Genomic DNA, 25,755 nt, shown 5'->3' on the forward strand with positions numbered 1-25,755 from the left:
CTCACTCCTCCGGCTTCAGCGTGAAGAAGTCCTTGGGCCTTCGGCCCTTGTCGAAGATGTTGCAGTACTCCAGGATCTTGTACCGGGACAGGTCCTCCTGGGCATAGTCCGGAAGCTTCTCAGCATGCTCCTCCGGCGTCCAGACGTCGTCCATGTCCAGATAGCCCACAGTGTTCACCACAGGCAGGCTCTCCCACTGGTCCAGCAGGAACTTCTGATAACCCGTCTGGGGCAGGTGGGCGGTCTTGGTCAACAGGGCGGAGAGATAGTTCAGGGAGAGGGTCACGTCCTGCTGCTCCGGGATGTCATAGTTGGCCCAGATCACGAAGGGGACGATCTGCTTCTTCTCCGCGGTCTCGGTGTCCAGAGCTTCCACCTCGCCGCCGAGGGCATCGGTGTAGAAGTTGGTGGCCACCTGGGGCTGATGGTCGCCGAACATACAGATCATGGTGGGCTCATCCACCTTGGAGAAGTATCCCACCAGAGACTCGAAGGCCTGATCGCTCTGGTAGACCAGGTTCAGATACTGGTCCACCGTGCGGAAGCGGCCCTTGAACGGGCCGGTGAGCCACACATCCTTGTCCAGATTGGTCCACTCGCCGGTATAGGCACTGTGGTTCTGCATGGTCACGTTGAACAGGAAGAGGGGCTGGCCCTCCTTTTTGGCCTCGTACCGGGCGATCACGTTCTCGAAGTCCGCCTGATCGGACAGGTACTCCCGGATGATGTCGCTATCATCGTACTGGAAATCCTCCAGGAAGTGCTTCTCGTCGAAGCCGAAGTCATTGTACACGGCCACCCGGTTCCAGCCGGAGGAGTAATAGGGATGCATGGCTACGGTATAGTAGCCCAGATCCTTCATCTGCCGCACCAGAGAGGGGTCCCCCTTGCTGACATACATATGATAGGGCACCGTGCCCGCCGGGAGGAAGGTGGTGGTATTGCCGGTGAGGAACTCGTACTCCGAGTTGGCAGTGGTGCCGCCGAACACGGAGGAGTAGGCATGGCCCTTGATCGTGTCCTCCGTCAGGGAGTGGAGGAAAGGCATATAGTCCTTATTGGTCTCGACGCCCGGGATCACAGCCAGGTCGGCGAGGGACTCGTTCATGATCACGATCAGGTTCACTGGCTGAGTGCCGCCCTGAGCGGCGGCGGTGAGGGAGGCGTCATCCGAGGGCGCGGCTTCGGTCAGCTCCGCAAGAGCGGCCTGAGAATAGCCGGAGGGCTGGCCCACATGGCTGTACCGGACACAGAGGGAGAAATTCAGGGCCAGTCCATTGCCGCGGGTGGTCCACATGGAGGGCGCGATCCCGGCGTCTGCCACTACGCTGGTAGAGAAGAACAGATACAGGAAGGCCGCGGAGCCGACGGCGCTGGGGAGGAAGAGCCTCCAGGAGAACTTCTGCCGGGCGTTCCCGCTTCCGCTGTCGGGCAGGAGGGAGATCGCGGCCACGAAGGCGGCGGCGATCAGGGCGGTGATCAGCATCATGGCGTCGGGAGTATAGTTGTAGTTCCCGGCCACGTTCAGCGCGGTGCGGATCGTCATGATGTCGCCGGGGAACAGGGTCCGGCCACGGAAAGCGATGGCATACCGGTTGACGATGCCGATGGCCCAGGCAGTCAGGAAAGCCACCTTGGCGGCGCGGTCCCGCCGGCCCAGGACGAAGTAGAAGAACAATGCGCCTAAGTAATACCAGACCAGATTCAATACGATCTGTAATGGCGTGAAGTCGGTCCAGGGAGCATTATAGTTGAGGACCTCCACCAGCGTATAGGACAGCAGGGGGCCCAGCAGGAAGAAGAGCCGGGACAGCCAGAGGGCCGTCCGCTGGCTCAGAGGGAGCTTGGGATAGGGAGGCAGACGCCGGCGGCGGGCCGGCTTCGTCTGCGGAGTGGTCAGTGTATCCATAGCGTTCGGGAAAACTCCTTTTTTCGACAGGCTGATCCCAGTTATACCCCAGCCTGCGGCGGAGCGCAAGGGGGTGCGGGGGGATCCTATGCTGCTTCATAGATCTTTAAGGATCAGGGGCGGGCCGGACAGGGAGACCATCCGGTCTGCCATGGCTACCACGACGGGCTCATGGCTGGAGAGGACCACCGGCACGCCCAATCCCCGGATCCGGTCCAGGATCCGGGCGGCCCGGGCTTCGTCCACGCCGGTGAAGGGCTCGTCCAGCAGATAGGTCCCGCCGCCGCAGGCCAGCGCCCGGGCCAGTGCCAGCCGCCGCCGCATCCCGCCGGACAGGGCGGCAGGACGCTTTCCCCCTTCGCCCTCCAGCTCCACCAGAGCGAGCCAGCGGCCGGCCTCGCTCCGGCCGGACCGAGGGAGCACGTCAGCGATATGTTCCTCCGCCGTGCGCCAGGGGAGGAGCCGATCCTCCTGGAAGAGGATCGTGGGCGGAGCGGGCAGGTCCACCCGGCCGCGGTCCGGGACCAGGAGCCCCGCCATCACCCGCAGGAGGGTGGTCTTGCCGCACCCGGAAGGGCCGGACAGGGCGGAGATCCCCTCCGATGGAAGGGAGAGGGAGAAACGGTCCAGCACAGGGACATCCTGATAACGGACCGTGATGTCGGCGATGGAGATCATAGGCTGGGCCTCCTCTCCAGACGGGACAGGCACGCGCCCAGAAGGCGCTCCAACAGGAAACTCAGTACCAGAACCACGATGGTCCAGGCGAAGAGCCTGGGGGTCTCCAAATAGATCTTGGACCAGTAGACCTGGGTGCCGATGGCCTCTTTGGGCAGACAGAGGACTTCTGCCGCCACGCCGGCCTTCCAGGCCAGCCCAAGGGCTGTATGACACCCGCTGGCGAAGTAGGGCAGGACGGAGGGCACATAGACCAGCCGCACGGTCTTCCAACGTCCGAAGCGATAGGCCCGGGCAGCCTCCAGCAGGAGAGAGTCGGTCTGGGCGATGCCCCGGCTCACATTGCCCCACACCACCGGCAGGACCATCAGGGCGGACACGATCGCCGGGACCCGACCGGTGGGCGCCCACAGGATGATCAGCAGGATGAAGGAGGCCACAGGGGTGGCACGGATCACCCGCACCGCCGGGGAGAGGAGCCGGTCCGCCCACCGCCAGGCACTGGTACAGATCGCGGTGAGGCTCCCGGTCAGGACGCCGAGCAACAGCCCGCAGAAGATCCGCAGGAGGGTGCTCAGAGCGGTCTGCCAGAACACCGGCTCCACCACCAGAGCCGCCAGAGTCCGGAACACCAGCAGGGGCGGCGGGAGGATGAACTCGGTGGTAGGCAGGCCGCGGACGGCTGTCAGATACCAGACCGCCCCCTGCCACACCGTCAGCCAGAAGAGGAGGGGCAGCAGGAAGGCGTACCAAAACTGTTTCATGGCCGGCCTCCTTTCGAACGACTCATGGGGAATAGTATAGCGCCTGATGCGAAAAGAAACAAGTGGGTCTTTTTTTCAGAAAAAGCGTCCCGGAACGGTTCCGCTCCGAGACGCTCAGACGTTGTGTACGCTTATTTTCCGGTATAGAAGAACCCGTCATCGGGGATGCTCCCGCCGATGGAGGCGGGATCCGCGTTATAGAGGACTTCATAGTAGGAATTGATGGACAGCATATCGGAGCCAGTGATGCACACCAGGTTGGCCTGGGGGATGGCGGCCTTGGCGATGGGGGCCTTGGGCACGATGCCCGCGTCCACCACCATCTGGGCGGCGTCGTCCCTGCCGGCGGAGATGGCCTCGATGGAGGCGGCATACTCCGTCAGGAAGTCCTCCACCGCCTGGGGGTGCTCCTCTACGAAGTCGGCCCGGGCCACCACACAGCCCATAGTGAAGGTGCCCTCGATGCCGCTGTCCTCCCAGACCTGGTTCAGGTCCAGCGCCAGACGCACGTCGCTGTTCTGCATGGTCACGGCGGTGGCGGCGGGGATGGGCAGCATGGCCAGCTTGGCCTCGCTGGAGGCCATCAGGGCCTGGACTTCATCGGCGGTCTTCCACTCGATGGTCACGTCCTGATCGGGATCCATGCCGTTCTGCTGGAGCAGGTAGCGGAGCACATACTCCGGGTTGGCGCCCTGACCAGTGGCATAGATGGTCTGGCCCTTCAGGTCGGACAGGGACTGGACGGTCTCACCGTTCTCCAGGATGTAGAGCACGCCGAGCGTGTTCAGAGCCAGGAGCTTCACGGAGCCGGTCTTGTTGTAGAGGGCGGCGGCCACGTTGGTGGGCAGGGCGGCGATGTCCAGCTCGCCGCTGGTGAGCTTGGCGGTCACGTCAGTGGGCTGGGCGTCCACCTCTACGGTGTAGTCATTGAGCGTGGTGCCCTCCTTGCTGTCGGCAATCAGCTTGGCGGCGCCCATGCCGGTGGGCCCGTTGAGCATCGCCAGGCGGACGGTCTCCTTCTCCCCGGCAGGGGCGGGGGTGGCGGTGGCCTCCGGCGCGGCGGAGGGAGCGGGCGTCTCGGCGGCGGACTTGTGACCACAGCCGGCCAGCAGGCCCAGGCTCAGCGCGGCAGTGAGTGCCAGCGCGATCCAATTCTTCTTCATGGCATCCATTTCCTTTCCAACGGACTGGTCCTCATAAGACTAGACCGTCCTGTTCGATGGTTAGACTTTACTCGTTTTTTTGCTCCTTGTCAAGCGGGAGCGCGGCGGCATAGGATGGCGCAGGAAATGAGGAGAGGAGGAACACTGCCATGCTGTCACATCCGTCCGCGCCGGAGAAGATGAACTGTTATCCCAGACCGCTCGGTCCGCCGTCCCGTCCCACGGAGGATCTGGTCCAGCTTCGGATCCTGGAGACCCTTTTAGAGGAGAAACAGCTCCTCATCGACTTGAACGGCGCTGTGGAGGCCCTCACATCGGCCCTCCTGGCCGTCATCCGGCGGGAGGACCGGCGGCCATAGCGAGAGCCATTCCTTACATTTTCCGAAAGGATCCGGCTTTTTCCAAAGTAATGCTTGCCCCACTGAGAGACATTGGGTATACTTAAAAGAAAGAGGCCCGTTGACATAATGGCCAATGGGCATGAAAGAGAAAAGAAAGGAGCCGTCAGCTCCCATGGGAAAGCGTGTCTTGAAGCGCCAGCGCAGGCCTTCCGTCCTGGCCAGACTGGGACGGATCATCTACCGGATCCTGGTGTTCCTCTCCACGGTGATCGTGGTGCTCTTCTGCGTCTATCAGTTCCTGAAGCAGAGACCCAGCATCGCCGCCGACCCATCCGTCCTCCCCACGACAGTCCTGCCGGAGGCGTCCCAGCCCGCCGCGCCGGAGGCCACGCCGAACGGCGGCAGTCAGGGCCTGACCCGGAAGAAGGACACCTGGACGGTGCTCCTGGCCGCCAGTGACCAGGCCAGCGGCAACGCGGACACGATCATGGTAGCCATGTATGACACCGTAGAGCAGAAGGCCGGTCTGGTCTCCATCCCCCGGGACACGCTCTATCTGGGCACCCGGAAGGACGGCGGACACTACTATAAGATCAACTCTACCTATTCCTACTACGGGGCGGAGGGCCTCCGGGAGGCCGTGTCCCAGACGCTGGGCATCCCCATCGACCACTATGTGACGGTGGATCTGAAGGGCTTCCAGAAGATCGTGGACGCAGTGGGCGGCGTGGACTTCAACGTGCCGGTCCGCATGAACTATGATGACCCGGTGCAGGACCTGCATATCCACTTCTCCCCGGGGATGACCCACCTGGACGGCAAAAAGGCCATGCAGGTCTGCCGCTTCCGGCACAACAACGCCAATGACGAACAGGTGGCCTACACCGATGTGGAGCGGACCCAGACCCAGCAGCAGGTCCTGTCGCTGATCGCCAAAAAGGTGCTGTCGAATCCCCAGAAGGTGGGGGAGTATGTGGAGATCTTCTCCAAACATATCGACACGGATCTGAGCCTGTCCGAGATGCTGTGGTTCGTAGAGCCGGCGCTGGGCTTCGATCTGGACGATCTGTCCACCGCCACCCTCCCCGGAGACGGCAGTGTGACTTATAAGGGCTGGACCTACTGCTATGAGCTGGATCGGGAGAAGTGTCTGGACATCATCAACGAGATGATCGACCCCTACACGGTGCCCGTCACGCTGGACATGGTGGACATGCCGCAGAAGCGTGGATAGCAGATGATGGAAGCGAGGCGGCCCCGGCCGACGCGGATGCGTCAGCCGGGGCCGTTCCATCTTTATTTCAGCAGATCGGGGCCGGGCAGGTCCATCTCCCGCTTGCGGCCGGCGGAAAAGGCCAGCTTTTTGGCCAACTCCTTGTCATCGCCGGAGGCTAGGGTGTCCCGGTAGGACTCCAGATGGCCGATCAGCCGGTCCAGTACTTCGGTGAGGGCGGGGCGGTTCAGCGAGAAGAGCTGGGTCCAGAGGTCCACGTCCAGGGCCGCCACCCGGGTACAGCCCCGGAAGGAGGAACCCTCGAAGCCCCGGCACTGGAAGAGCATGGGGTCATCGCAGACGCTGACGGCGATGATGTGCATGACCTGGCTGGTGTACGCGATCATGGCGTCGTGGTCCTCAGGCGTGGTCTTGTACACGTCCCGGCAGCCGATATGGACGGCCAGCCGCTCCATCAGGGCCAGATGCTCCGGATCGCTGTCCTCCCGGGGGGTGAGGATCAGGTGGCTCCCCTGGAACATCTCGGGGAAGGCGTGCTCGATGCCGGAGAACTCGGTGCCCGCCATGGGGTGACAGCCGATGAAGTCCACGTCCGGCGGGAGAGACTTGGCGGCCCCATCCATGATGGCGGTCTTGATGCCGCACACGTCCGTGACCAGCGCGCCGGACTTGAAGTGGTCCTTATGCTCCTCCAGGAAGCGGAGGATGCCCTGAGGATGGAGGGCCAGCATGACCACGTCGGCCCCGCCGATGACCGAGGCGGCGTCTCCGGTGACGAAGTCGCCTACGCCATGCTCCGAGGCAAAGCGGAGGGTGGGTTCAGACACGTCCACGCCCACGATCTCAAGATCCTCGAAGCCCTTGAGGGCCATGGCCATGGAGCCGCCGATCAGGCCCAGGCCCACGACCACGAGGCGCTTTTTCCGCTCATCTGCCATGGATCACACCTCCCGGCCCACGCAGGGGGCGATGGCAGCCAGCTTGTCCATCACATCCTTGAACTGGTCGGGGGTGATGGACTGAGCGCCGTCGCACAGAGCGTTCTTGGGGTCGTTGTGGACCTCGATGATCAGGCCGTCGGCGCCGGCGGCCACGGCGGCCATGGCCATCCGCTCCACCATCCAGGCCCGGCCGCAGGCGTGGGAGGGGTCCACCACCACGGGCAGGTGGGACAGGCTCTTCACCGCCAGCACGGCGGACAGGTCCAGAGTGTTGCGGGTGTAGGTCTCGAAGGTCCGGATGCCCCGCTCGCAGAGGATGATCTTCTGGTTGCCGCCGGCCATGATGTACTCCGCGGCCATGAGCCACTCCTCGATGGTGGCGGAGAGGCCCCGCTTGAGCAGGATGGGCTTGGTGGTCATGCGGCCCAGCTTCTTCAGCAGGTCGAAGTTCTGCATATTGCGAGCGCCCACCTGGATCACGTCCACGCACTCCTCGAAGAGCTCGATGTACTCGGTGCCCATGATCTCGGTGACGATGGGTAGGCCGGTGGCCTCCTTGGCCTTCTGGAGGAGCTTCAGGCCCTCACACTCCAGGCCCTGGAAGGAGTAGGGGGAGGTACGGGGCTTGAAGGCGCCGCCCCGGAGGGCCGCCGCGCCGTCGGCCTTCACCGAGCGGGCGATGCCGGTGATCTGCTCCTCGCTCTCCACGGAGCAGGGGCCGGCGATCACGGCCAGCTTCTTGCCGCCCACCATGGTGCCGCTGCCCAGATCGATCAGAGTATCATCGGGGTGGTACTTGCGGTTGGCCTTCTTGTAGGGCTCGGTGACCCGCATGACCTTCTCCACGCCGGGGAGCTGCTCCAGCAGCTCCTGATCGATGTTGGCGGCGCTGCCCTCCGCGCCCAGGACCGTGGTCTCAGAGCCCTTGGAGATGTTGACCTTCACGCCGCCGGCCTTCATGGCCTGGATGGCCTCCTGGAGCTGCTCGGGGGTGAAGCCGTTCTTCATGATGACGACCATATCGTGTTCCTTCCTTTCTTATCGTGAAACATATGGTGGGCGGCCCGAGGCGCCGCGGAAACGAAAAAGACCGCGGCCGCCCGGAGGGGCTGCCGCGGTCTGGTGTTCCTCCGTTCCCCGGTGGATCCGGGGGCGGGGACATCCATCCTGACGAGCCGGTCATGGGCAGGCAGACACGCCGCTGCTAAAGTAATAGCAACGGTAATAGCCATATCCAAGACCGACAGTACGGATCATAGGACGGTGTCCTCCTTCTTGGTTCGATGTATGCACTTTAGCACTTTTTGTTATTGAAGTCAACCCCTGTTTTCGATTTTTTTGCCGCGCTCCTCCGGCAAGCCTTGCGCTCCGGGGCGGAATGGGATATCATGGTATCGTGCAAATCACCTGCCGCGGAGCGGGATCCCACCGGGCGGCCGGCGGGGCCGGGACGCGGCCCTCAGAAGGAGGCTGTTTCCATGCGCGATGGATTCATCAAGGCAGCGGCCGGCACCCCCAAGATCCGGGTGGCTGACTGCCGATACAACGCCGAGCAGATCTTCACGCTCATGCGGGAGGCAGACAAGCAGGGCGTCCGGATCCTGTGTCTCCCCGAACTGTGCATCACCGGCTATACCTGCGGGGACCTGTTCCTCCAGGACACCCTGCTGAAGGGGGCGGAGGAGGCTCTGGCCACCATCCTGGAGGCCACCAAGCATCTGGACATGGTGACGGCGGTGGGCGTGCCCGTGAAGCACCGGAGCAAGCTCTACAACTGCGCCGCCGTGATCCACCAGGGCAAGATCCTGGCCCTGGTGCCCAAGACCTATCTGCCCAACTACGGGGAGTTCTATGAGAAGCGCTGGTTCGAGTCCTGTCCTCAGGGAGACCGGCTCTTCTCCTACTGCGGCCAGGAGGTCTATCTGGGGGCTGATGTGGTGTTCCCCTGCGAGACCATGCCCGGCCTGACCATCGGCGTGGAGCTGTGCGAGGATTTGTGGGCCAGCACGCCGCCCTCCGTGGCCCTGGCGGAGGCGGGGGCCACCGTGATCCTGAACCTGTCCGCCTCGGACGAGGTGGTGGGCAAGGCCGACTACCGCCGACAGCTGGTCTGCGGCCAGTCCGCCCGGCTCCTCTGCGGCTATATCTACGCCAACGCCGGGGAGGGGGAGTCCACCACGGATCTGGTGTTCACCGGCCATGATCTGGTGGCGGAGAACGGGGCCCTGCTGGCGGAGCGCCGCTATGCCACCGGACTCACCGTGTCCGAACTGGACGTGGACCGGCTGGAGCATGAGCGCCGTCGCATGACCACCTTCCGCTCCGCCCCGGAGGGGGACTATCTGACCATCCCCTTTGCGCTGGAGCCCGCCACCACGACTCTGACCCGGCACATCAGTCCCCTGCCCTTCATCCCGGAGGACGCGGGAGAGCGGCGGGAGCGTTGTGACGAGATCATCCTGCTCTCCGCTCTGGGCCTCAAGAAGCGGATGGAGCACAGCCATGCCAAGACGGCGGTGGTGGGGCTCTCCGGCGGCTTGGACTCCACACTGGCCATCCTGATCGCCAGCGTGGCCATGCATCTGATGGACCGTCCCAACAGCGACATCATCGCTGTGACCATGCCCTGCTTCGGCACGACCGACCGGACTCGGGACAACGCCGTGGAGCTGGCTGAGCGTCTGGGGGCCACCCTCAAGCGCATCGACATCGGCGAGGCAGTGAAGGTCCACTTCCGGGATATCGGCCAATCCATGGAGGACCACTCCGTCACCTTCGAGAACGGTCAGGCCCGGGAGCGGACCCAGGTGCTCATGGACATCGCCAATCAGAACGGCGGCCTGGTGGTGGGCACCGGCGACCTGAGCGAGCTGGCCTTGGGCTGGGCGACCTACAACGGCGATCATATGTCCATGTACGGCGTCAACGCATCCATCCCCAAGACGCTGGTGCGCCATCTGGTGTCCTTCGTCTCCGACGACAAGGCCGACGAGGACCAGCGGCTCTCCGCCGTCCTCTCCGATATCCTGGACACCCCGGTCTCCCCGGAGCTCCTGCCCGCCATCGAGGGCAAGATCGCCCAAAAGACCGAGGACCTGGTGGGGCCCTATGAGCTCCACGACTTCTTCCTGTATTATGCGGTGCGCTGGGCCTTCCCACCCAAGAAGGTCCTGCGGCTGGCGGAGCACGCCTTCGGCCGGTCCTATGACCGGGCCACGATCCTCAAGTGGCTGAAGAACTTCTACCGACGCTTCTTCGCCCAGCAGTTCAAGCGCTCCTGCCTCCCCGACGGTCCCAAGGTGGGTTCCGTCACCCTCTCCCCCCGCGGCGACTGGCGGATGCCGAGTGACGCGGTGGCGAGCCTGTGGCTGGACGAGCTGGAACCGATCGAGTGGCCTCCGTCCCTGACTCTCCACGATCGACTCTACACGAAACGGAGATATCCGGATGAACGAATATTGGGATCTTTTTTGGACCTTTGCTAAGATTGGAGCCTGTACCTTCGGCGGCGGCTATGCCATGTTGCCGATCCTCCAGCGGGAGCTGGTGGAGAAACGGGGCTGGACCACGGAGGAACAGCTGTCGGACTACTTCGCGATCGGGCAGTGTACCCCCGGCATCATCGCGGTGAACACCGCCACCTTCGTGGGCCACAGCCGAAAGGGGAAGGCCGGCGGTGTGACGGCGACTCTGGGCGTAGCGTTCCCCAGCCTGGTGATCATCGTGGCGATCGCTGCGTTCCTCCAGAACTTCGCGGAGCTTTCAGTGGTGGTCCACGCCTTCAACGGCGTGCGGGCCTGTGTGTGCGCCCTGATCTTCTCCAGCGTGCTCAAGCTCCGGAAGAGCACGATCATCGATCGGCCCACCCGGATCATCTTCGGGATCGTGCTGGTCCTGTCGGTGCTGGGGAACTTCGTGACCTTCGCGGGCTGGTTCCCCGGCGGCGCACTGGTGGACCGGCTCCTCTCCCCTGTGGTGCTGGTGGTGGCGGCCGGCGTGGCCGGCCTGTGCATCCGGGCGGCGAAGGGAGGGGAGCAGGCATGACCTATCTGCACCTCTTCTTCGAGTTCTTCAAGGCTGGTCTCTTCTCTGTGGGCGGCGGCCTGGCGACCATCCCCTTCCTGACGGACATCGGCGCCCGGACCGGATGGTTCGACTCCGGCGACCTGGCTAATATGATCGCGGTGTCCGAGTCCACCCCTGGCCCGCTGGGGGTGAACATGGCCTCCTACGTGGGCTACCATGTGGGGGGCGTCCCGGGCGGCGTGATCGCTACGGTGGGCCTGATCTGCCCCTCCGTCATCGTGATCCTGATCATCGCCGGGTTCCTCCAGAAATTCCGCCAGAGCAAGCGGGTGGAGGACGTGTTCTATGGACTGCGCCCTGCCTCTACAGGCCTGATCGCGGCGGCGCTTTTGCAGGTCTGCTCGATCGCTCTGATGTTCCATAAGACCGCGCTGCCCGACCAGGGAGTCGTGCGGACGGAGCTGTTCTACTGGCCGGCGGTCGCGCTGGCGGCGGCGGTGTTCTTCGCCATGCGGGAGAAGCACTTGAAAAAGCTCCACCCCATCGTGTTCATCGCCTTCTCTGCCGTGATCGGCATCCTGTTCCAAATGTAAATGTAAAATATGGAACGAGAGCGCCCCGGATCGGCCGATCCGGGGCGCTCTGTCGTGTTATGGGCCATGGCCTTACCGGGTCTGGCCGGTGCCGTAGATCACATACTTGAAGGTGGTCAGCTCCTCCAGGCCCATGGGGCCCCGGGCGTGGAGCTTCTGGGTGGAGATGCCGATCTCCGCACCCAGGCCGAACTCACCGCCGTCAGTGAAGCGGGTGGAGGCGTTCACATACACCGCCGCCGCGTCCACCTGATCCAGAAAGCGCTGGGCGGTGAAGTAGTTGTCGGTGACGATGGCCTCGGAGTGGCCGGTACCGTGGGCGGCGATGAAGTCCATGGCCTCATCGGGGCCGGAGACCACCTTGCAGGCCAGGATATAGTCGCCGAACTCGGTGTCCCAGTCCTCTGCCGTGGCGGGGACCGCCTTGCCGCTGAGGATGGCGCAGGTCTCGTCACAGCCGCGGATCTCCACGTTCTTGCTCTTGAGGAGCTCCCAGGCCATGGGCAGGAAGTCGGCGGCCACGCCCCGGTCCACCAGCACGCACTCGGCGGCGTTGCAGACGGAGGGACGGGAGCACTTGGCATTGAAGAGGATGCGGGCGGCCATGTCCAGATCGGCATCGCCGTCCACATAGATGTGGCACACGCCCACGCCGGTCTGGATCACCGGGACCCGGGCGTTCTCCACCACGGAGCGGATCAGGCCCGCGCCGCCCCGGGGGATCAGCACGTCCAGATAGCCGGTGAGCTCCATGAGCTCCTTGGCGCTCTCCCGGCTGGTGTCGCGGACCAGAGCGATACAGTCCCGGGGGAGGCCGGCGGACTCCAGTGCGTCCCGCATGATAGACACCATGGCAGCGCTGGAGCGATAGGCCTCCTTGCCGCCCCGGAGGATCACGGCGTTGCCCGACTTCAGACAGAGGGCGGCGGCGTCCACGGTCACGTTGGGACGGGCCTCGTAGATGATGCCGATGACGCCTAGCGGGACCCGGCGCTTGCCGATGGTCAGACCGTTGGGCCGGGTGTACATCTTCACGGTCTGGGCGGTGGGGTCGGGGAGCGCGGCCACCTGACGGACCCCGGCCACGATGCCGGCGATCCGGGCCTCGTCCAGAGACAGGCGGTCCAGGAGGGAGGAGCGCATCCCGGCCTCCCGGGCGGCATCCAGATCGCGCCCATTGGCCTCCAGGATCTCGGCGGAGCGGCGCTCCAGCGCGGTGGCGATGGCCTCCAGCGCGGCATCCTTAGCGGCGGTGCCGGCCACGGCCAGCACACGGGCGGCGTTGCGGGCCGCAAGGCCCTGCGTTTCCAAAACAGTCATCATGATGGGACCTCCTTACGATCGGACGATGAGGGAAAGGGTGGATCAGCAGACGGACACCGCGTGCCGGCGGACCAGATAGAGCCGGTCGAAGGTGGCGCCGTCGATCCAATAGTAGAGGGAGTGGGACCGGTCCTTCTTGTTGTAGGGATCGGCGATGTAGTAGCGGTCGTTCACGCTGTCATAGCCGGTGACCAGGACGGCGTGGTTGTTGTTGAGGAGCTGCTGTTTCGTGCTGCCCACGTTGTACCAGCGGTAGCTGGGCTGGTTCCACCAGAGGGTCACATAGGCCACCACCGGATGGCCCAGCAGGAGCTCCTCGTGGATGGTGTCGATGTCGGCGCCGGTCAGGTCCTTCACGGGCCCGTACTGGGAGCCGAACCTGGCCAGCGCGTTGGGATAGATCGTGGTGCGGATGCTCCGGTCCACCTGGAAGGGGGACCCGGCGAAGCCCTTGGAGGGGTCCGAGGGGTCCTTGGGCATGGCGGTGAGGAATTCCCGCAGGCCCACGTCCTTGGCGTAGCCCTTGCCCTTCAGGCCCATGAGCAGGGAGGTGCCCTCGCAGCCCACGGGGGCGTATACGGGGCTGAGCTGACTGATGTAGGGCACCGGCGTCACCCGATAGGTGGGCAGGGGCGCGTAGGTCAGGGGCTCGGCGGTGTAGCCGGAGGCCTGGAACAGGAACTGGGCGGCCTCGGCCCGGGTGATGGCGTCGTCCGGGTGGAAGAGGCCGTCGCCGCTCCCGTGGACGATGCCCAGAGCCTTCAGGTGGGCCACCGCCCGGTCGGCGGCGCTGTCGGCAGTGTCGGAGAAAGCGGGCGCGCCGGCCTCGTGTTCGGGCGTCACCGCAGGTGTGGGAGAGAGCTCCGGCTCCGGGGAAGGCTCCGCCGTCTCAGCGGGAGCCTCCGGATCCGCGCCGGCGGGCGTCTCAGAGGGCATGGCGTCGGCCCGGTCCTCTGCCTCCGGAGCGGCAGAGGGGCTGGGGACCGCGGCGCTGGGGACAGGTTCCTCCGAGGCGGCAGGCGTCTCGGAGGGGGCCTCGCTGGCCTCGGGAGCAGGGGCCTCAGAGGCCTCCGGGGCGGGGAGCGCGCTCTCCTGGGGCACAGGGGAGTCGGAGGGCGCCGGAGAGGGCTGGGCCGCCAGAGCGGCCTTGCGGTCCACATAGCGGTCCAAGAGCTGAGCGGTCTGGGCCCGGGTGATCCGAGCCATGGGATAGAAGTCCCCGTCCACGGGGTCCAGGAGCCCATGCTCCTCCAGCCGGGCCACCACGGCGGCAGACCAGCGGCCGGACAGGTCGGGATGGCTGGCCGCCTGGGCCACAGGATCGGCGGAGAGGAGCTCCGGGGCGGTCTGCTCCGTCAGGCGCAGGAGGGCGCTGAGGAATTCCTCCCAGGTGAGGAGCTGGTCGGGACGGAAGGTACCGTCCTCATAGCCGGAGAGGATGTGATGGGTCTCCAGCGTGTTCACGGCGGAGGCGCTCCAGTGATGACGGAGGTCGTAGGAGGCGGCCGCCTGAGCGGGCGTGAGGGTGCCGGCGCAGAGCAGGGCGGCGGCAGCGGCGGAGCTCAAAAAGCGCTCCATGGTTTTGTTCTTGCGAGTAGACACTTCAATCCGATCCACCTTTTTGACCGGACGGAGGCCCCGGAGAGGGGGGCTGGGAGCGGTCGTCTCTCCCTGCGTCCGGTATCGTCTGACTTCGACCGATCGCTGGGGAACGCTGGGGGAAAGATACGGGGCTGTTTGGATAGGGCCGGCCGGCTCAGCGGGCGGCGCAGAAGCGGGTGCCGATGTCCTCTCCGGCCACGATGCCGTAGAGGTCCTCCATCCGGGCGCCGTTGGTGATCACCATGTCGATGCCGTGTGCCATGGCCCGGCGGGCGGCGGTGAGCTTGGTGAACATCCCGCCGGTGCCCCATTTGGAGCCGGTGCCCCCGGCCAGAGCCAGGATCTCCGGCGTGATGGCGTCCACCCGGTGGATGAGCCTGGCGTCCGCGTGCTTCCGGGGATCCGAGTCGTACAGACCGTCGATGTCGGAGATCAGCACCAGCAGGTCGGCCTGACAGAGCCCGGCCACGATGGCGGAGAGGGTGTCGTTGTCGCCCAGGACCTTGGCGTGTCCGGTCTCCGTCTCGATCTCAGCGGAGGAGACGGAGTCGTTCTCGTTGACGATGGGGATACAGCCCAGCTCCAGCAGGGCGGAGAAGGTGTTGGACAGATGGGCGGCCCGATGCTCGTCCTCCACGTCGTCCCCGGTCAGGAGGATCTGGGCCACGTTCTGGCCGTACTCCCCGAAGAACTTGTCGTAGAGGTGCATCATCTCGCATTGTCCGATGGCGGCCACGGCCTGCTTCATCCGCAGTTCGGAAGGTCGTTCCTTCAGACCCAGCTTCACGGTCCCGATGCCGATGGCGCCGGAGGAGACCAGGATGACCTCGTGCCCCATGCCCTTCAGGTCGGACAGGGTGCGGCAGAGGTGCTCCATGCTGTAAAGGTTCAGCCCGCCGGTGGAACGGGTGAGGGTGGAGGTGCCCACCTTCACCACCACGCGGAGGGGAGAGTGCTGTGCGTCCAAAACGATCCACTCCTTTTGTGTCGATGACTCAGCCGATGAGGGCGCGCCGGAGCCCGGCGCGGGCCTTATTTTATCCAGCAAGAGTATAGCACAAATAGAGGAACGTCGAAAGAGAAATTTCGTGCGAAAGAGGCTATGGACCGGTTTTGGTCAGATCTTCATATGCAGAGCCATCTTTCGACGGCTTCGTTATTGAAATCTGGACATAAATGGAGTACAATATGCTCCGACAAATCAGGGAAAACTGGGAAAGAGGGAGCCATATGCTGAACATCGTGCTGGTGGAGCCGGAGATCCATGGGAACACCGGGAACATCGCCCGGACCTGCGCCGCCACCCGGAGCCGCCTCCATCTGATCGAGCCGCTGGGATTCGACATCAGCGACAAAGCGGTCAAGCGGGCCGGTCTGGACTATTGGCATATGGTGGACCTCCACGTCTACCGGGATCTGGACGACTTTTTCGCCCGCACCGGGGCGGAGGATATCTGGCTGGCCACGGCCAAGGCCCCGCGGCCCTACACCGAGGCGGTGTTCCGCCCCGACTGCTGGTTGATGTTCGGGAAGGAGAGCACCGGACTGCCCGAGGAGTTCCGGTCCGCCCATGCGGACCGCTGTATCCGCATCCCCATCCGGGAGGGGGCCCGCTGTCTCAACCTGTCCAACGCCGCCGCGGTCCTGGCCTATGAGGCCCTGCGCCAGTGGGGCTTCCCGGATCTGGACCAGACCGGAGACATGACCGCGCCCTGAGGTCGTCCCGCCGTTCCACCCGCTGGAAGAAGCGCCAATACGGAAAGGAGCACGCCATCATGAATTATGATAAGAAGACGGTGAAAGACATCGACGTGAAGGGAAAGAAGGTCCTCCTCCGCTGTGACTTCAACGTCCCACAGGATAAGACCACCGGCGCGATCACCGATGACAAGCGCATCGTGGCCGCCCTGCCCACCATCCGCTATCTGCTGGAGCAGGGGGCGGCGGTGATCGCCTGCTCCCATCTGGGCAAGCCTAAGGGCGAGTGGAAGGAGTCCCTGTCCCTGGCTCCTGTGGCCGCACGGCTGAGCGAGCTGCTGGGACAGGACGTGATTTTTGCCAAGGACATCATCGGCGCGGACGCCAAGGCCAAGGCCGCTGCCCTCCAGCCCGGCCAGATCATGCTGCTGGAGAACCTGCGCTTCGACAAGGGCGAGGAGAAGAACGACCCCGCCTTCGCCAAGGCGCTGGCTGACCTGGCGGAGATCTACGTGTCCGACGCCTTCGGCACGGTCCACCGCGCTCACGCCTCCACCGCCGGCGTGGCGGCCTATCTGCCCGCCGTGTCCGGCTTCCTGATCGGCCGGGAGCTGGAGATCATGGGCAATGCCCTGGCCGACCCCAAGCGTCCTCTGGTGGCGATCCTGGGCGGCGCGAAGGTCTCCTCCAAGATCGGCGTCATCAACAACCTGCTGGACATCGCCGACACCATCATCGTGGGCGGCGGCATGACCTATACCTTCATCAAGGCACTGGGCGGCAGTGTGGGCACCTCTCTGCTGGAGCCCGACTGGCTGGATTACTGCAGGGATATGATGGCCAAGGCGAAGGAGAAGGGCGTCAAGTTCCTCCTGCCTGCGGACACCCTCTGCGCCGCCGAGTTCTCCGCCGACGCCAAGCCGGAGCTGGTGGACACCATGGCGATCCCGGAGGGCCGCATGGGCATGGACATCGGTCCCAAGACCATCCAGGAGTTCTCCGACGCGGTGAAGGGCGCCGGCACTGTGATCTGGAACGGCCCGATGGGCGTGTTCGAGTTCCCGGCTTTCGCGGAGGGCACCCGCGCCATGGCCAAGGCGCTGGCGGAGACCGATGCCATCACCATCGTGGGCGGCGGCGACTCGGCCGCGGCCGTGACCCAGCTGGGCTACGCGGACAAGATGACCCACATCTCCACCGGCGGCGGCGCCTCTCTGGAATTCCTGGAGGGCAAGGAGCTGCCCGGCGTGGCCTGCCTGCTGGATAAGTAAAGAGCCTCGGGCCGGGCAACTCTTGGGGCCCCACGGGAGCCCAGCGGAGCGGGGCCCGTGGGGAAAAGGAGCCGCAAGGGAGCGGGCGAAGTTTTCCGCAGGAGCGGGAAACGGAGCTGAGCGGACTTTGCGGGGACGCCGCCCGGCGTGGCCTGACCCGTTTGGACGCGGCAAATGATCGTCAAGACGATTTTTGCGGGTAGAAGTGCGCAAAATGAAAATATTCGCTTGACAAGTCTGAAAAAAGACGTAAAATGATTAAATTGGACCGTCGGCTCAGAACGCGGTCTGCCAGATGGAGATCCACACGAAGCGGGAACTCCGCGCACTTCGTTTTTGATACAGATGAAGCATTTTGAGGAGGCTGTCAGCCATGAACAGAAGATACCGCAAGACGATCATTGCCGGTAACTGGAAGATGAACAAGACCCTGTCCGAGACCCGTGCGTTCGCGGAGGAGCTCAAGCCCATGCTGGGCAAGCCCAAGTGGTGCGAAGTGGTGCTCTGCGTACCCTATGTGAACATCCCCGCCGCCGTCCGCCTCTTCAAGGAGAGCCGTGTGGCCATCGGCGCGGAGAACGTCCATTATGAGTCTCACGGCGCCTATACCGGCGAGGTCTCCGCCGAGATGCTCAAGGAGCTGGGCGTGAAGTACGTCATCATCGGCCACTCCGAGCGCCGCAGCTACTATAACGAGACCGACTTCACCGTCAACAAGAAGGTCCACGCCGCTCTGGACGCGGGCCTCTATCCCATCGTCTGTGTGGGCGAGAGCCTGGAGCAGCGGGAGCTGGGCGTGACCATGGATCTGATCTCCTATCAGGTCAAGGCCGCCCTGTCCGGCGTGCCCGCCGAGAAGATGCGCCATGTGGTCATCGCCTATGAGCCCCTGTGGGCCATCGGGACCGGCAAGACCGCCACGGCGGAGCAGGCCGGCGAGGTCTGCGAGTCCATCCGTGCCGTGATCCGCAAGCTGTACGGCGCCCGTGTGGCCCGTTCCGTGACCATCCAGTACGGTGGCTCCATGAACGCCAAGAATGCCTATGAGCTGCTAGCCCAGCCCGATGTGGACGGCGGCCTGATCGGCGGAGCGGCGCTGAAGGCCCCCGATTTCGTCCAGATCGTCAACGCGGCGAACCAGGACCAGTAACGTCGTCTGCGTCGGCGAGCGGGAGCGAGCCCGCGCCTGCGGCGCGCCCAAGCGCGCCGGTACCTTGCCGCAGGGCAGACCCTGTGAGGCAGAGATGCGCTGGGGGCCGGTGGGCCCCGAGAGAGAAAAGAGATGGATAAGTCCGGCCTCCGGCATGGGGGCCTTCATCGAGTACGATCCTTCATTTTCGATCCATCAGAACCGAGGTTTATCTATGAGTAAAACACCGACTACCCTGATCATCATGGACGGGTTCGGCCTCAGCGGCGAGGAGAAGGGCAACGCGATCATGAATGCCCGGACCCCGAATCTGGACCGGATCTTCGCCTCCTGCCCCGGCTGCAAGCTCTCCGCCTCCGGGCTGGACGTGGGCCTCCCCGACGGCCAGATGGGCAACAGCGAGGTGGGCCATACCAACATCGGCGCCGGCCGGGTGGTGTTCCAGGACCTGCCCCGCATCAGCAAAGCGGTGGAGGACGGGTCCTTCTTCCAGAACCCCGCCTACACCGAGGCCATGGATGACTGCAAGGAGCGCAGCAGCGCCCTGCATCTGATGGGGCTCCTCTCTGACGGCGGCGTCCACAGCCATATCAGCCACCTCTTCGCCCTGCTGGAGATGGCCAAGCGCCGGGGGCTCTCCAAGGTCTATGTCCACTGCTTCCTGGACGGCCGGGACGTGCCGCCCGCCTCCGGAAAGGGCTATGTGGAACAGCTGATGGACAAGTGCCGAGAGCTGGGCGTGGGCCAGATCGCCACGGTCATGGGCCGCTACTACGCCATGGACCGGGACAAGCGCTGGGACCGGGTCCAGCGGGCCTATGACGCCATGGCCAACGGCGAGGGCGCCTTCGAGCCAGACCCCGCGGCGGCGGTCCAGAAGTCCTACGACGCCGGCGTCACCGACGAGTTCGTGGAGCCTGTGGTCTGCTGTAAGGATGCCCGGGTGGAAGAGGGCGACTCCGTGATCTTCTTCAATTTCCGGCCCGATCGGGCACGGGAGATCACCCGGTGCTTCGTGGACCCAGGCTTCGGCGATGTGGACCGGAAGCGGGGCTATCTGCCTGTGACCTTCGTCTGCACTACGGAGTATGACGCCACTATGCCCAATGTGTCGGTGGCCTTCCCCCATCGGGAGCTGAAGAACATCTTCGGCGAGTATATCAGCAAGCTGGGCCTGACTCAGCTCCGGATCGCCGAGACCGAGAAATATGCCCACGTCACCTTCTTCTTCAACGGCGGCGCAGAGCAGGTGTTCCCAGGGGAGGATCGGGTCCTGATCCCCTCTCCAAAGGTGGCCACCTACGACCTGAAGCCCGACATGAGCGCCCATGAAGTGGCCGCTGAGGCCGTGGCGCGCATCGAGAGCGGGAACTATGACGTGATCATCCTGAACTTCGCCAACTGCGACATGGTGGGTCATACCGGCGTCTATGAGGCCGCCCGTCTGGCCGTGGAGGCCGTGGATGAGTGCGTGGAGCAGGTGGTGGAGGCCACGTCCAAGATGGGCGGTGTCTCCCTGATCACCGCGGACCACGGCAATGCCGAGCGGATGCTGGACAGCGACGGCGTGACTCCCTATACCGCCCACACCACCAACCTGGTGCCCTTCTATATCGTGGGCGCCGACGTGAAGCTCCGGGACGGCCGCCTGGCCGATATCGCCCCCACCATGCTGGACCTGATGGGTCTGGCGAAGCCGGAGGAGATGGACGGGAGCACTCTGATCGAGAACTGAGCCGGCCCAGCGTACCTGCGTTTGCCCCCCGAGCCGGCTCCCGCCGGCATCCGCCCCTGCGGCGGGAACGGGCAGAGATAGCCCGTCTGTCTGACCGGACAGACGGGGCCGGCATGGCCGGCGGGGAGGGGAGGATCCCCTCCCATATAGAAAGGAGCAGATCACCCATGAAGCAGATCATCGAGATCGTTGACGTCCTGGGCCGCGAGATCCTGGATTCCCGCGGCAATCCGACCGTTGAAGTGGAAGTCTATCTGGACGACGGCACCATGGGCCGTGCGGCGGTGCCCTCCGGCGCTTCCACCGGTGTCCATGAGGCCTGTGAGCTCCGGGACGGCGACAAGAGCCGTTACCTGGGCAAGGGCGTCCTGACCGCTGTGAACAATGTGAACACCGAGATCGCTGAGGCTCTGGTGGGCATGAACGTGCTGGATCAGGTGGAGATCGACAAGACTCTGATCGAGTTGGACGGCACCCCCAACAAGGGCCGTCTGGGCGCCAACGCCATCCTGGGCGCCTCTCTGGCCTGTGCCAAGGCCGCCGCGGAGAGCCTGGGCGTGTCCCTGTACAACTATATCGGCGGTGCCAACGCCAAGACCCTGCCTGTCCCCATGATGAACATCCTGAACGGCGGCGCTCACGCCACCAACAACGTGGATATCCAGGAGTTCATGATCATGCCCGTGGGCGCCTGCTGCTGGAAGGAAGCCCTGCGGATGTGCGCCGAGGTGTTCCACACCTTGAAGAGCGTACTGAAGGAGAACGGCACGCCCGCCGCCGGCGTGGGCGACGAGGGCGGCTACGCTCCCAACCTGAAGAAGGATGAGGACGCCTTCAAGTGCATCGTGGCCGCCATCGAGAAGGCCGGCTACAAGCCCGGCGAGGACTTCATGATCGCCATCGACGCCGCCGTGTCCGATTGGTACAACGCCGAGACCGGCTGCTATGACCTGCCCAAGGCCAAGAAGAGCATGACCAAGCAGCAGATGGTCAATATGTGGAAGAAGTTCGCCGACAACTATCCCATCATCTCCATGGAGGACTGCATGGGCGAGGACGACGTGGAGGGCTGGCAGATGCTGACCAAGGCTCTGGGCGGCCGCGTCCAGCTGGTGGGCGACGATTTGTTCGTCACCAACACCGAGCGCCTGAAGATGGGCCTGGAGAACAAGATCGCCAACGCCATCCTCATCAAGGTCAACCAGATCGGCACCCTGACCGAGACGCTGGACGCCATCCAGATGGCCAACCGGGCGGGCTACACCGCCGTGGTCTCCCACCGCTCCGGCGAGACCGAGGACACCACCATCGCCGACATCGTGGTGGCCACCAACGCCGGCCAGATCAAGACCGGCGCGCCCAGCCGCACGGACCGCGTGGCCAAGTACAATCAGCTCCTCCGCATCGAAGAGGAGCTGGGCGACGTGGCCCAGTATCTGGGCAAGGACGCCTTCTTCAACCTGAAGTAAAAGGATATCGTCGAACGAAGCACAAGGGGCCGCTGTCCGGGAGGACAGCGGCCCTTTCCTATCTTCAGGGGAGATGGATCTCGCTTTCGGCGAAGAGGACCGCGTCCCCGCTTAGATAGGTGCGGTCTCCCGCATAGCGGCAGTACAGCGTGCCGCCCCGGGTGGAGGCCTGGTAGGCGGTCAGCCCGGTCTGTCCCAGTGTTTCCGCCCAGATCGGCACCACATGGCAGTGCCCGCGCCCACAGACCGGGTCCTCTGGGAGCCAGCGGTCCATCAGACAGACCGCCGCCGGGTCCCCATGGAACGGCTCTGTGGTGGATGCGTCGATGATATACTGTTTCATGGTCTAAACGTCTCGCTCCATTCTCCTGCTGGAGGAGGGGTGTTACAGCGAGCCGCTGGAGGCGTTCCGGGCGGCGGGCCTCACGCCTGATGTCCGGCTGACCATGCACGATGACTACTCGATTTTGTCCATGGTAGAGCAGGGGCTGGGCTATTCCCTGTTGGCGGAGCTGGTCCTGCAAAAGACCGCCTATGACGTGGCGGTCTGTCCGGTCCGGGAACCGATCTCTCGGACGATAGCGCTGGTGATGAAGGACAGCCGGGCCCTGTCTGCGGCGGCCAGGACCTTCATGCGGTCGATCGTCCGGGAGGTGGCGGCAGACCGGATAGCGGGAGACATCTGTCTCTGACGAGATGACAAAAAACGCAAAAATGCCGCTCAAGCGCACTTGACATTTTCCGGCGGCGGTGATATAGTACGTCTATCAAATCGGCAGAGACGGAGACGAGATGCCTGCGGCCGCGCTCAGAGAGGGTCCTGTATGGTGAAAGGGACCTGTGCGGGACGGCGTTCTTACCACTCCCGAGCCGCCCGGGACCTCAACCGGGACGGGTCCGCCCGTTACAGCGGTCACGAGCGACGGTACGCCCTTCCGGGCGGGCCGTAAGCAGGGTGGGACCGTGGAGCGTCTGCGCTTCATCCCTGACACGCATCAGGGGTGAGGCGTTTTTGTTTTGCCCCGACCGAACGACTAGGAGGTCAACTGTCATGTCTGAAGAAAAGAAAAACGATCCGTTCAGCTTCGAAGACCCTGAATACCGCAAGACCTATTGGCACACCTGCTCCCACATCCTGGCGCAGGCCGTGAAGCGCCTGTGGCCCGAGACCAAGCTGGCCATCGGCCCCGCCATCGAGAACGGCTTCTACTACGATCTGGACAGCGAGGAGTCCTTCACCCCTGAGGATCTGGAGAAGATCGAGGGCGAGATGCGGAAGATCTGCAAGGAGAAGCTGAAGCTGGAGCGCTTCGAGCTGCCCCGCGAGGAGGCCGTCAAGTTCATGGAGGAGAAGGGCGAGCCTTATAAGGTGGAGCTCATCAACGACCTGCCTGAGGACGCCGTCATCTCCTTCTACAAGCAGGGCGAGTTCACCGATCTGTGCGCCGGTCCCCATGTGGACTCCACCGGCCGGATCAAGGGCAACGCCATCAAGCTGACCGCCTGCAACGCCGCCTATTGGCGCGGCGACTCCTCCCGCAAGCAGCTCCAGCGGATCTACGGCATCGCCTTCCCCAAGAAGGACGAGCTGGACGCCTACCTGAAGCAGCAGGAGGAGGCGCTGAAGCGGGACCACAACAAGCTGGGCCGTGAGCTGGAGTACTTCACCACCGTGGACGTGATCGGCCAGGGTCTGCCCATCATCCTGCCCAAGGGAGCCCGGGTCATCCAGCTCCTCCAGCGCTGGGTGGAGGACACAGAGCAGAAGCGGGGCTATCTGCTGACCAAGACCCCCTATATGGCCAAGCGGGAGCTCTATAAGATTTCCGGCCACTGGGACCACTATCTGGACGGCATGTTCGTCCTGGGCGACCCCAACGATGAGACCAAGGAGTGCTTCGCCCTCCGTCCCATGACCTGTCCCTTCCAGTATCAGGTGTTCCTGAACCGGGGCCGCAGTTACCGGGACCTGCCCATGCGCCTGGGCGAGACCTCGACCCTGTTCCGCAATGAGGACTCCGGTGAGATGCACGGCCTGATCCGGGTCCGCCAGTTCACCATCTCTGAGGGCCACCTGATCCTCCGTCCTGAGCAGCTGGAGGAGGAGTTCAAGGGCTGTCTGGACCTGGCCAAGTACTGTCTGGGCACCGTGGGCCTGCTGGACAAGTGTACCTTCCGCTTCTCCCAGTGGGATCCCGCCAACCCCAACAACAAGTACGAGGGCACCAAGGAGCAGTGGGAGGAGGCCCAGCGGGTCATGGGCCAGATCCTGGACGACCTGGACGTGAAGTACACCATCGGCATCGACGAGGCGGCCTTCTACGGCCCCAAGCTGGATATCCAGTACAAGAACGTCTATGGCAAGGAGGACACTCTGGTCACCATCCAGATCGATATGCTCCTGGCCAAGCAGTTCGGTATGGAGTATGTGGATGTGGACGGCCAGAAAAAGACCCCCTATATCATCCACCGCACCTCTCTGGGCTGCTACGAGCGCACCCTGGCCTATCTGCTGGAGGAGTACGCCGGCGCCCTGCCCGCCTGGATGGCTCCCACGCAGGTCAAGATCCTGCCCATCACCGACCGCGCCGCCGCATACGCCGAGCAGATCGCCGGGAAGCTGGAGGAGCAGGGCTATCGCGTGGAGACCGACCTGCGCAACGAGAAGATCGGCAAGAAGATCCGCGAGGCCACCCTGGAGAAGATCCCCTATATGCTGGTGGTGGGCGACAAGGAGGCCGAAGCCGGCACCGTGGCTGTGCGCCATCGCACCGGCGTTGATGAGGGCGTCATGTCTCTGGACGAGTTCATCGCCAAGTTCAAGGAGGAAGTGGACACCAAGGCCATCAAGTAAGGCCCTGCTCCCGGAATGGACGTGAGTCTGCCCCCGCCGGTCCTTCCGGCGGGGGCAGTTTTTGCACGGGCTGGGGGAGGATGTGGAAACTTTCGCTAAGATACTGGCGGAGAGACCTTGATTTTTTGACAAACATGGCGTATACTCATATTAAGACTTCGCCGTTCAGGCGTGAATGCTGAGCGATCAGCGAACAGAGAAAGGTTGGGAACACAGATGGACAAGACCAAGATCCTTTTGATCAGCGGAAGCCCCCGCCCCAAGACGCGCTCCGCGCTGTATGTCGGTATGCAGGCCGCCATGGAGGGCGCTCAGGAGGTCGCGGACGTAGAGGTCGAGCTGGTGGAGCTCTTCCGGCGGAAGATCGCCCCCTGTATCCACTGCAACAAGTGTCTGCGGGACGATGCGGACCGCTGTACCGTGTTCCATGATGATATGGACGAGCTGTACGACAAATTCTTCCAGGCCGACGGCATCATCATCGGCAGCCCGGTGTACGACATGAACGTCACCGCCCAGCTGGCCCAGTTCTACAGCCGCTTCCGTTCCTCCTGGAAACTGAGCGTGGACGATCCTGAGTTCTTCCAGTATAAGGCCGGCGCGGCCATCACGGTGGGCGGCACCCGGAACGGCGGTCAGGAGAACGTGATCCGCTCCATCACCAACATCTTCGCCACCCATGGCATCAACGTGTGTACCTGCGGCGGCGGCATCTACGGCGGCGCTATGCTGTGGAGCCCCGGCGACGGCTCCGGCACCATCGATGACCCAGACGGCATCGCCAACTGCCGCACCCTGGGCAAGAAGGTCGCTCAGGTGGCCAAAGCCCTGAAGCTGGGCCGTACGCAGGTGTAAGGCCAGTCGTCCCCCCATATACATCGTGATATCCCGGCTCCGCCCTTCGGCGGGGCCGGGATATTTATCGTTTTCAGCACAAACTGTTTCTCCACGACGGATATTGACAGGGGCAGGACGGCGGCGTATGATGGAACTATCGTAAACGA

At 64.1% G+C, this 25,755-nt stretch carries 23 protein-coding genes; 13 read left to right on the top strand and 10 right to left on the bottom strand.

Features of this window, described 5'->3' with window-relative positions:
• Window position 1 precedes the first annotated feature (1 nt).
• From KQI12_RS09485 to KQI12_RS09500, 4 genes are all read right to left on the bottom strand, one after another.
• A complete protein-coding gene (locus KQI12_RS09485; protein WP_216572823.1) occupies window positions 2-1,909 on the bottom strand; it encodes an LTA synthase family protein in 1,908 nt (635 codons plus the stop codon).
• 96 nt (window positions 1,910-2,005) lie between these two features.
• A complete protein-coding gene (locus KQI12_RS09490; protein WP_216572824.1) occupies window positions 2,006-2,587 on the bottom strand; it encodes an ATP-binding cassette domain-containing protein in 582 nt (193 codons plus the stop codon).
• Entirely contained in the window at window positions 2,584-3,351 is a 768-nt protein-coding gene (locus KQI12_RS09495; protein WP_216572825.1) for an ABC transporter permease, read from the bottom strand. Before KQI12_RS09495 ends, KQI12_RS09490 begins: the two co-directional genes overlap by 4 nt.
• 131 nt (window positions 3,352-3,482) lie before the next feature.
• The gene (locus tag KQI12_RS09500; RefSeq protein WP_216572826.1) at window positions 3,483-4,514 is read right to left on the bottom strand and encodes an ABC transporter substrate-binding protein; all 1,032 of its coding nucleotides are present in this window, start codon (window positions 4,512-4,514) and stop codon (window positions 3,483-3,485) included.
• A 149-nt stretch (window positions 4,515-4,663) separates the two neighbouring features.
• Between KQI12_RS09500 and KQI12_RS09505 the strand changes: the two genes are divergently transcribed.
• Window positions 4,664-4,873 (top strand): hypothetical protein, encoded by a 210-nt coding sequence (locus tag KQI12_RS09505; RefSeq protein WP_216572827.1) that lies wholly within the window; start codon window positions 4,664-4,666, stop codon window positions 4,871-4,873.
• Window positions 4,874-5,027: 154 nt separating this feature from the next.
• Window positions 5,028-6,089 carry an LCP family protein gene (locus KQI12_RS09510; protein WP_253290954.1) on the top strand — a complete coding sequence of 354 codons (1,062 nt, stop codon included), beginning with the start codon at window positions 5,028-5,030 and terminating at the stop codon, window positions 6,087-6,089.
• 62 nt (window positions 6,090-6,151) lie between these two features.
• On the opposite strand, the gene KQI12_RS09515 is transcribed toward KQI12_RS09510, so the two are convergent.
• Together KQI12_RS09515 and aroF are read right to left on the bottom strand one after the other, a co-directional pair.
• Entirely contained in the window at window positions 6,152-7,027 is an 876-nt protein-coding gene (locus KQI12_RS09515) for a prephenate dehydrogenase (RefSeq protein ID WP_216572828.1), read from the bottom strand.
• A 3-nt stretch (window positions 7,028-7,030) separates the two neighbouring features.
• Window positions 7,031-8,050, bottom strand: coding sequence for a 3-deoxy-7-phosphoheptulonate synthase (aroF, locus tag KQI12_RS09520; RefSeq protein WP_216572829.1), 1,020 nt, complete (start codon window positions 8,048-8,050; stop codon window positions 7,031-7,033).
• Window positions 8,051-8,508: 458 nt separating this feature from the next.
• Between aroF and KQI12_RS09525 the strand changes: the two genes are divergently transcribed.
• Genes KQI12_RS09525 through KQI12_RS09535 form a run of 3 tightly spaced genes read left to right on the top strand, consistent with a single transcriptional unit; the run spans window position 8,509 to window position 11,649 of the window.
• Window positions 8,509-10,515 (top strand): NAD(+) synthase, encoded by a 2,007-nt coding sequence (locus KQI12_RS09525; RefSeq protein ID WP_216572830.1) that lies wholly within the window; start codon window positions 8,509-8,511, stop codon window positions 10,513-10,515.
• A complete protein-coding gene (locus KQI12_RS09530) occupies window positions 10,478-11,074 on the top strand; it encodes a chromate transporter (protein ID WP_216572831.1) in 597 nt (198 codons plus the stop codon). Before KQI12_RS09525 ends, KQI12_RS09530 begins: the two co-directional genes overlap by 38 nt.
• Complete coding sequence (locus KQI12_RS09535) at window positions 11,071-11,649, top strand: chromate transporter (protein WP_216572832.1); 579 nt, start codon at window positions 11,071-11,073, stop codon at window positions 11,647-11,649. Before KQI12_RS09530 ends, KQI12_RS09535 begins: the two co-directional genes overlap by 4 nt.
• Window positions 11,650-11,721: 72 nt before the next feature.
• On the opposite strand, the gene KQI12_RS09540 is transcribed toward KQI12_RS09535, so the two are convergent.
• From KQI12_RS09540 to proB, 3 genes are all read right to left on the bottom strand, one after another.
• Complete coding sequence (locus KQI12_RS09540; RefSeq protein ID WP_216572912.1) at window positions 11,722-12,969, bottom strand: glutamate-5-semialdehyde dehydrogenase; 1,248 nt, start codon at window positions 12,967-12,969, stop codon at window positions 11,722-11,724.
• Window positions 12,970-13,014: 45 nt separating this feature from the next.
• On the bottom strand, window positions 13,015-14,550 hold the full coding sequence (locus KQI12_RS09545; RefSeq protein WP_216572833.1) for an S-layer homology domain-containing protein: 1,536 nt from the start codon (window positions 14,548-14,550) through the stop codon (window positions 13,015-13,017).
• 178 nt (window positions 14,551-14,728) lie between these two features.
• Complete coding sequence (proB, locus tag KQI12_RS09550) at window positions 14,729-15,541, bottom strand: glutamate 5-kinase (protein ID WP_253290956.1); 813 nt, start codon at window positions 15,539-15,541, stop codon at window positions 14,729-14,731.
• A 263-nt stretch (window positions 15,542-15,804) separates the two neighbouring features.
• Between proB and KQI12_RS09555 the strand changes: the two genes are divergently transcribed.
• The 5 genes from KQI12_RS09555 to eno all read left to right on the top strand — a co-directional run bounded on the left by KQI12_RS09555 (window position 15,805) and on the right by eno (window position 21,897).
• Window positions 15,805-16,290 carry a tRNA (cytidine(34)-2'-O)-methyltransferase gene (locus KQI12_RS09555; RefSeq protein ID WP_216572834.1) on the top strand — a complete coding sequence of 162 codons (486 nt, stop codon included), beginning with the start codon at window positions 15,805-15,807 and terminating at the stop codon, window positions 16,288-16,290.
• 59 nt (window positions 16,291-16,349) lie between these two features.
• Window positions 16,350-17,543, top strand: a complete 1,194-nt coding sequence (gene pgk, locus KQI12_RS09560; protein ID WP_216572835.1) for a phosphoglycerate kinase — start codon at window positions 16,350-16,352, stop codon at window positions 17,541-17,543.
• 373 nt (window positions 17,544-17,916) lie between these two features.
• Window positions 17,917-18,693: a triose-phosphate isomerase gene (gene tpiA, locus KQI12_RS09565; protein WP_216572836.1), complete on the top strand. Its 777-nt coding sequence runs from the start codon at window positions 17,917-17,919 to the stop codon at window positions 18,691-18,693.
• Window positions 18,694-18,907: 214 nt separating this feature from the next.
• On the top strand, window positions 18,908-20,428 hold the full coding sequence (gpmI, locus tag KQI12_RS09570; protein WP_216572837.1) for a 2,3-bisphosphoglycerate-independent phosphoglycerate mutase: 1,521 nt from the start codon (window positions 18,908-18,910) through the stop codon (window positions 20,426-20,428).
• A 167-nt stretch (window positions 20,429-20,595) separates the two neighbouring features.
• A complete protein-coding gene (gene eno / locus KQI12_RS09575) occupies window positions 20,596-21,897 on the top strand; it encodes a phosphopyruvate hydratase (RefSeq protein WP_216572838.1) in 1,302 nt (433 codons plus the stop codon).
• 64 nt (window positions 21,898-21,961) lie between these two features.
• Here eno and KQI12_RS09580 read toward each other — a convergent pair whose 3' ends face one another.
• On the bottom strand, window positions 21,962-22,240 hold the full coding sequence (locus KQI12_RS09580) for a PhzF family phenazine biosynthesis protein (RefSeq protein WP_216572839.1): 279 nt from the start codon (window positions 22,238-22,240) through the stop codon (window positions 21,962-21,964).
• Window positions 22,241-22,268: 28 nt separating this feature from the next.
• On the opposite strand from KQI12_RS09580, the gene KQI12_RS09585 reads away from it, so the two are divergent.
• The 3 genes from KQI12_RS09585 to KQI12_RS09595 all read left to right on the top strand — a co-directional run bounded on the left by KQI12_RS09585 (window position 22,269) and on the right by KQI12_RS09595 (window position 25,606).
• Window positions 22,269-22,589, top strand: a complete 321-nt coding sequence (locus tag KQI12_RS09585; RefSeq protein WP_256445867.1) for a LysR family transcriptional regulator substrate-binding protein — start codon at window positions 22,269-22,271, stop codon at window positions 22,587-22,589.
• Between the two features lie 263 nt (window positions 22,590-22,852).
• Complete coding sequence (thrS, locus tag KQI12_RS09590) at window positions 22,853-24,751, top strand: threonine--tRNA ligase (RefSeq protein ID WP_371818006.1); 1,899 nt, start codon at window positions 22,853-22,855, stop codon at window positions 24,749-24,751.
• Window positions 24,752-24,967: 216 nt separating this feature from the next.
• A complete protein-coding gene (locus KQI12_RS09595) occupies window positions 24,968-25,606 on the top strand; it encodes a flavodoxin family protein (RefSeq protein ID WP_216572841.1) in 639 nt (212 codons plus the stop codon).
• Window positions 25,607-25,755 lie beyond the last annotated feature (149 nt).

It is taken from the genome of Pseudoflavonifractor sp. MSJ-37 (assembly GCF_018917965.1).
In the GTDB taxonomy this organism is placed as follows: Bacteria; Bacillota; Clostridia; order Oscillospirales; family Oscillospiraceae; genus Pseudoflavonifractor_A.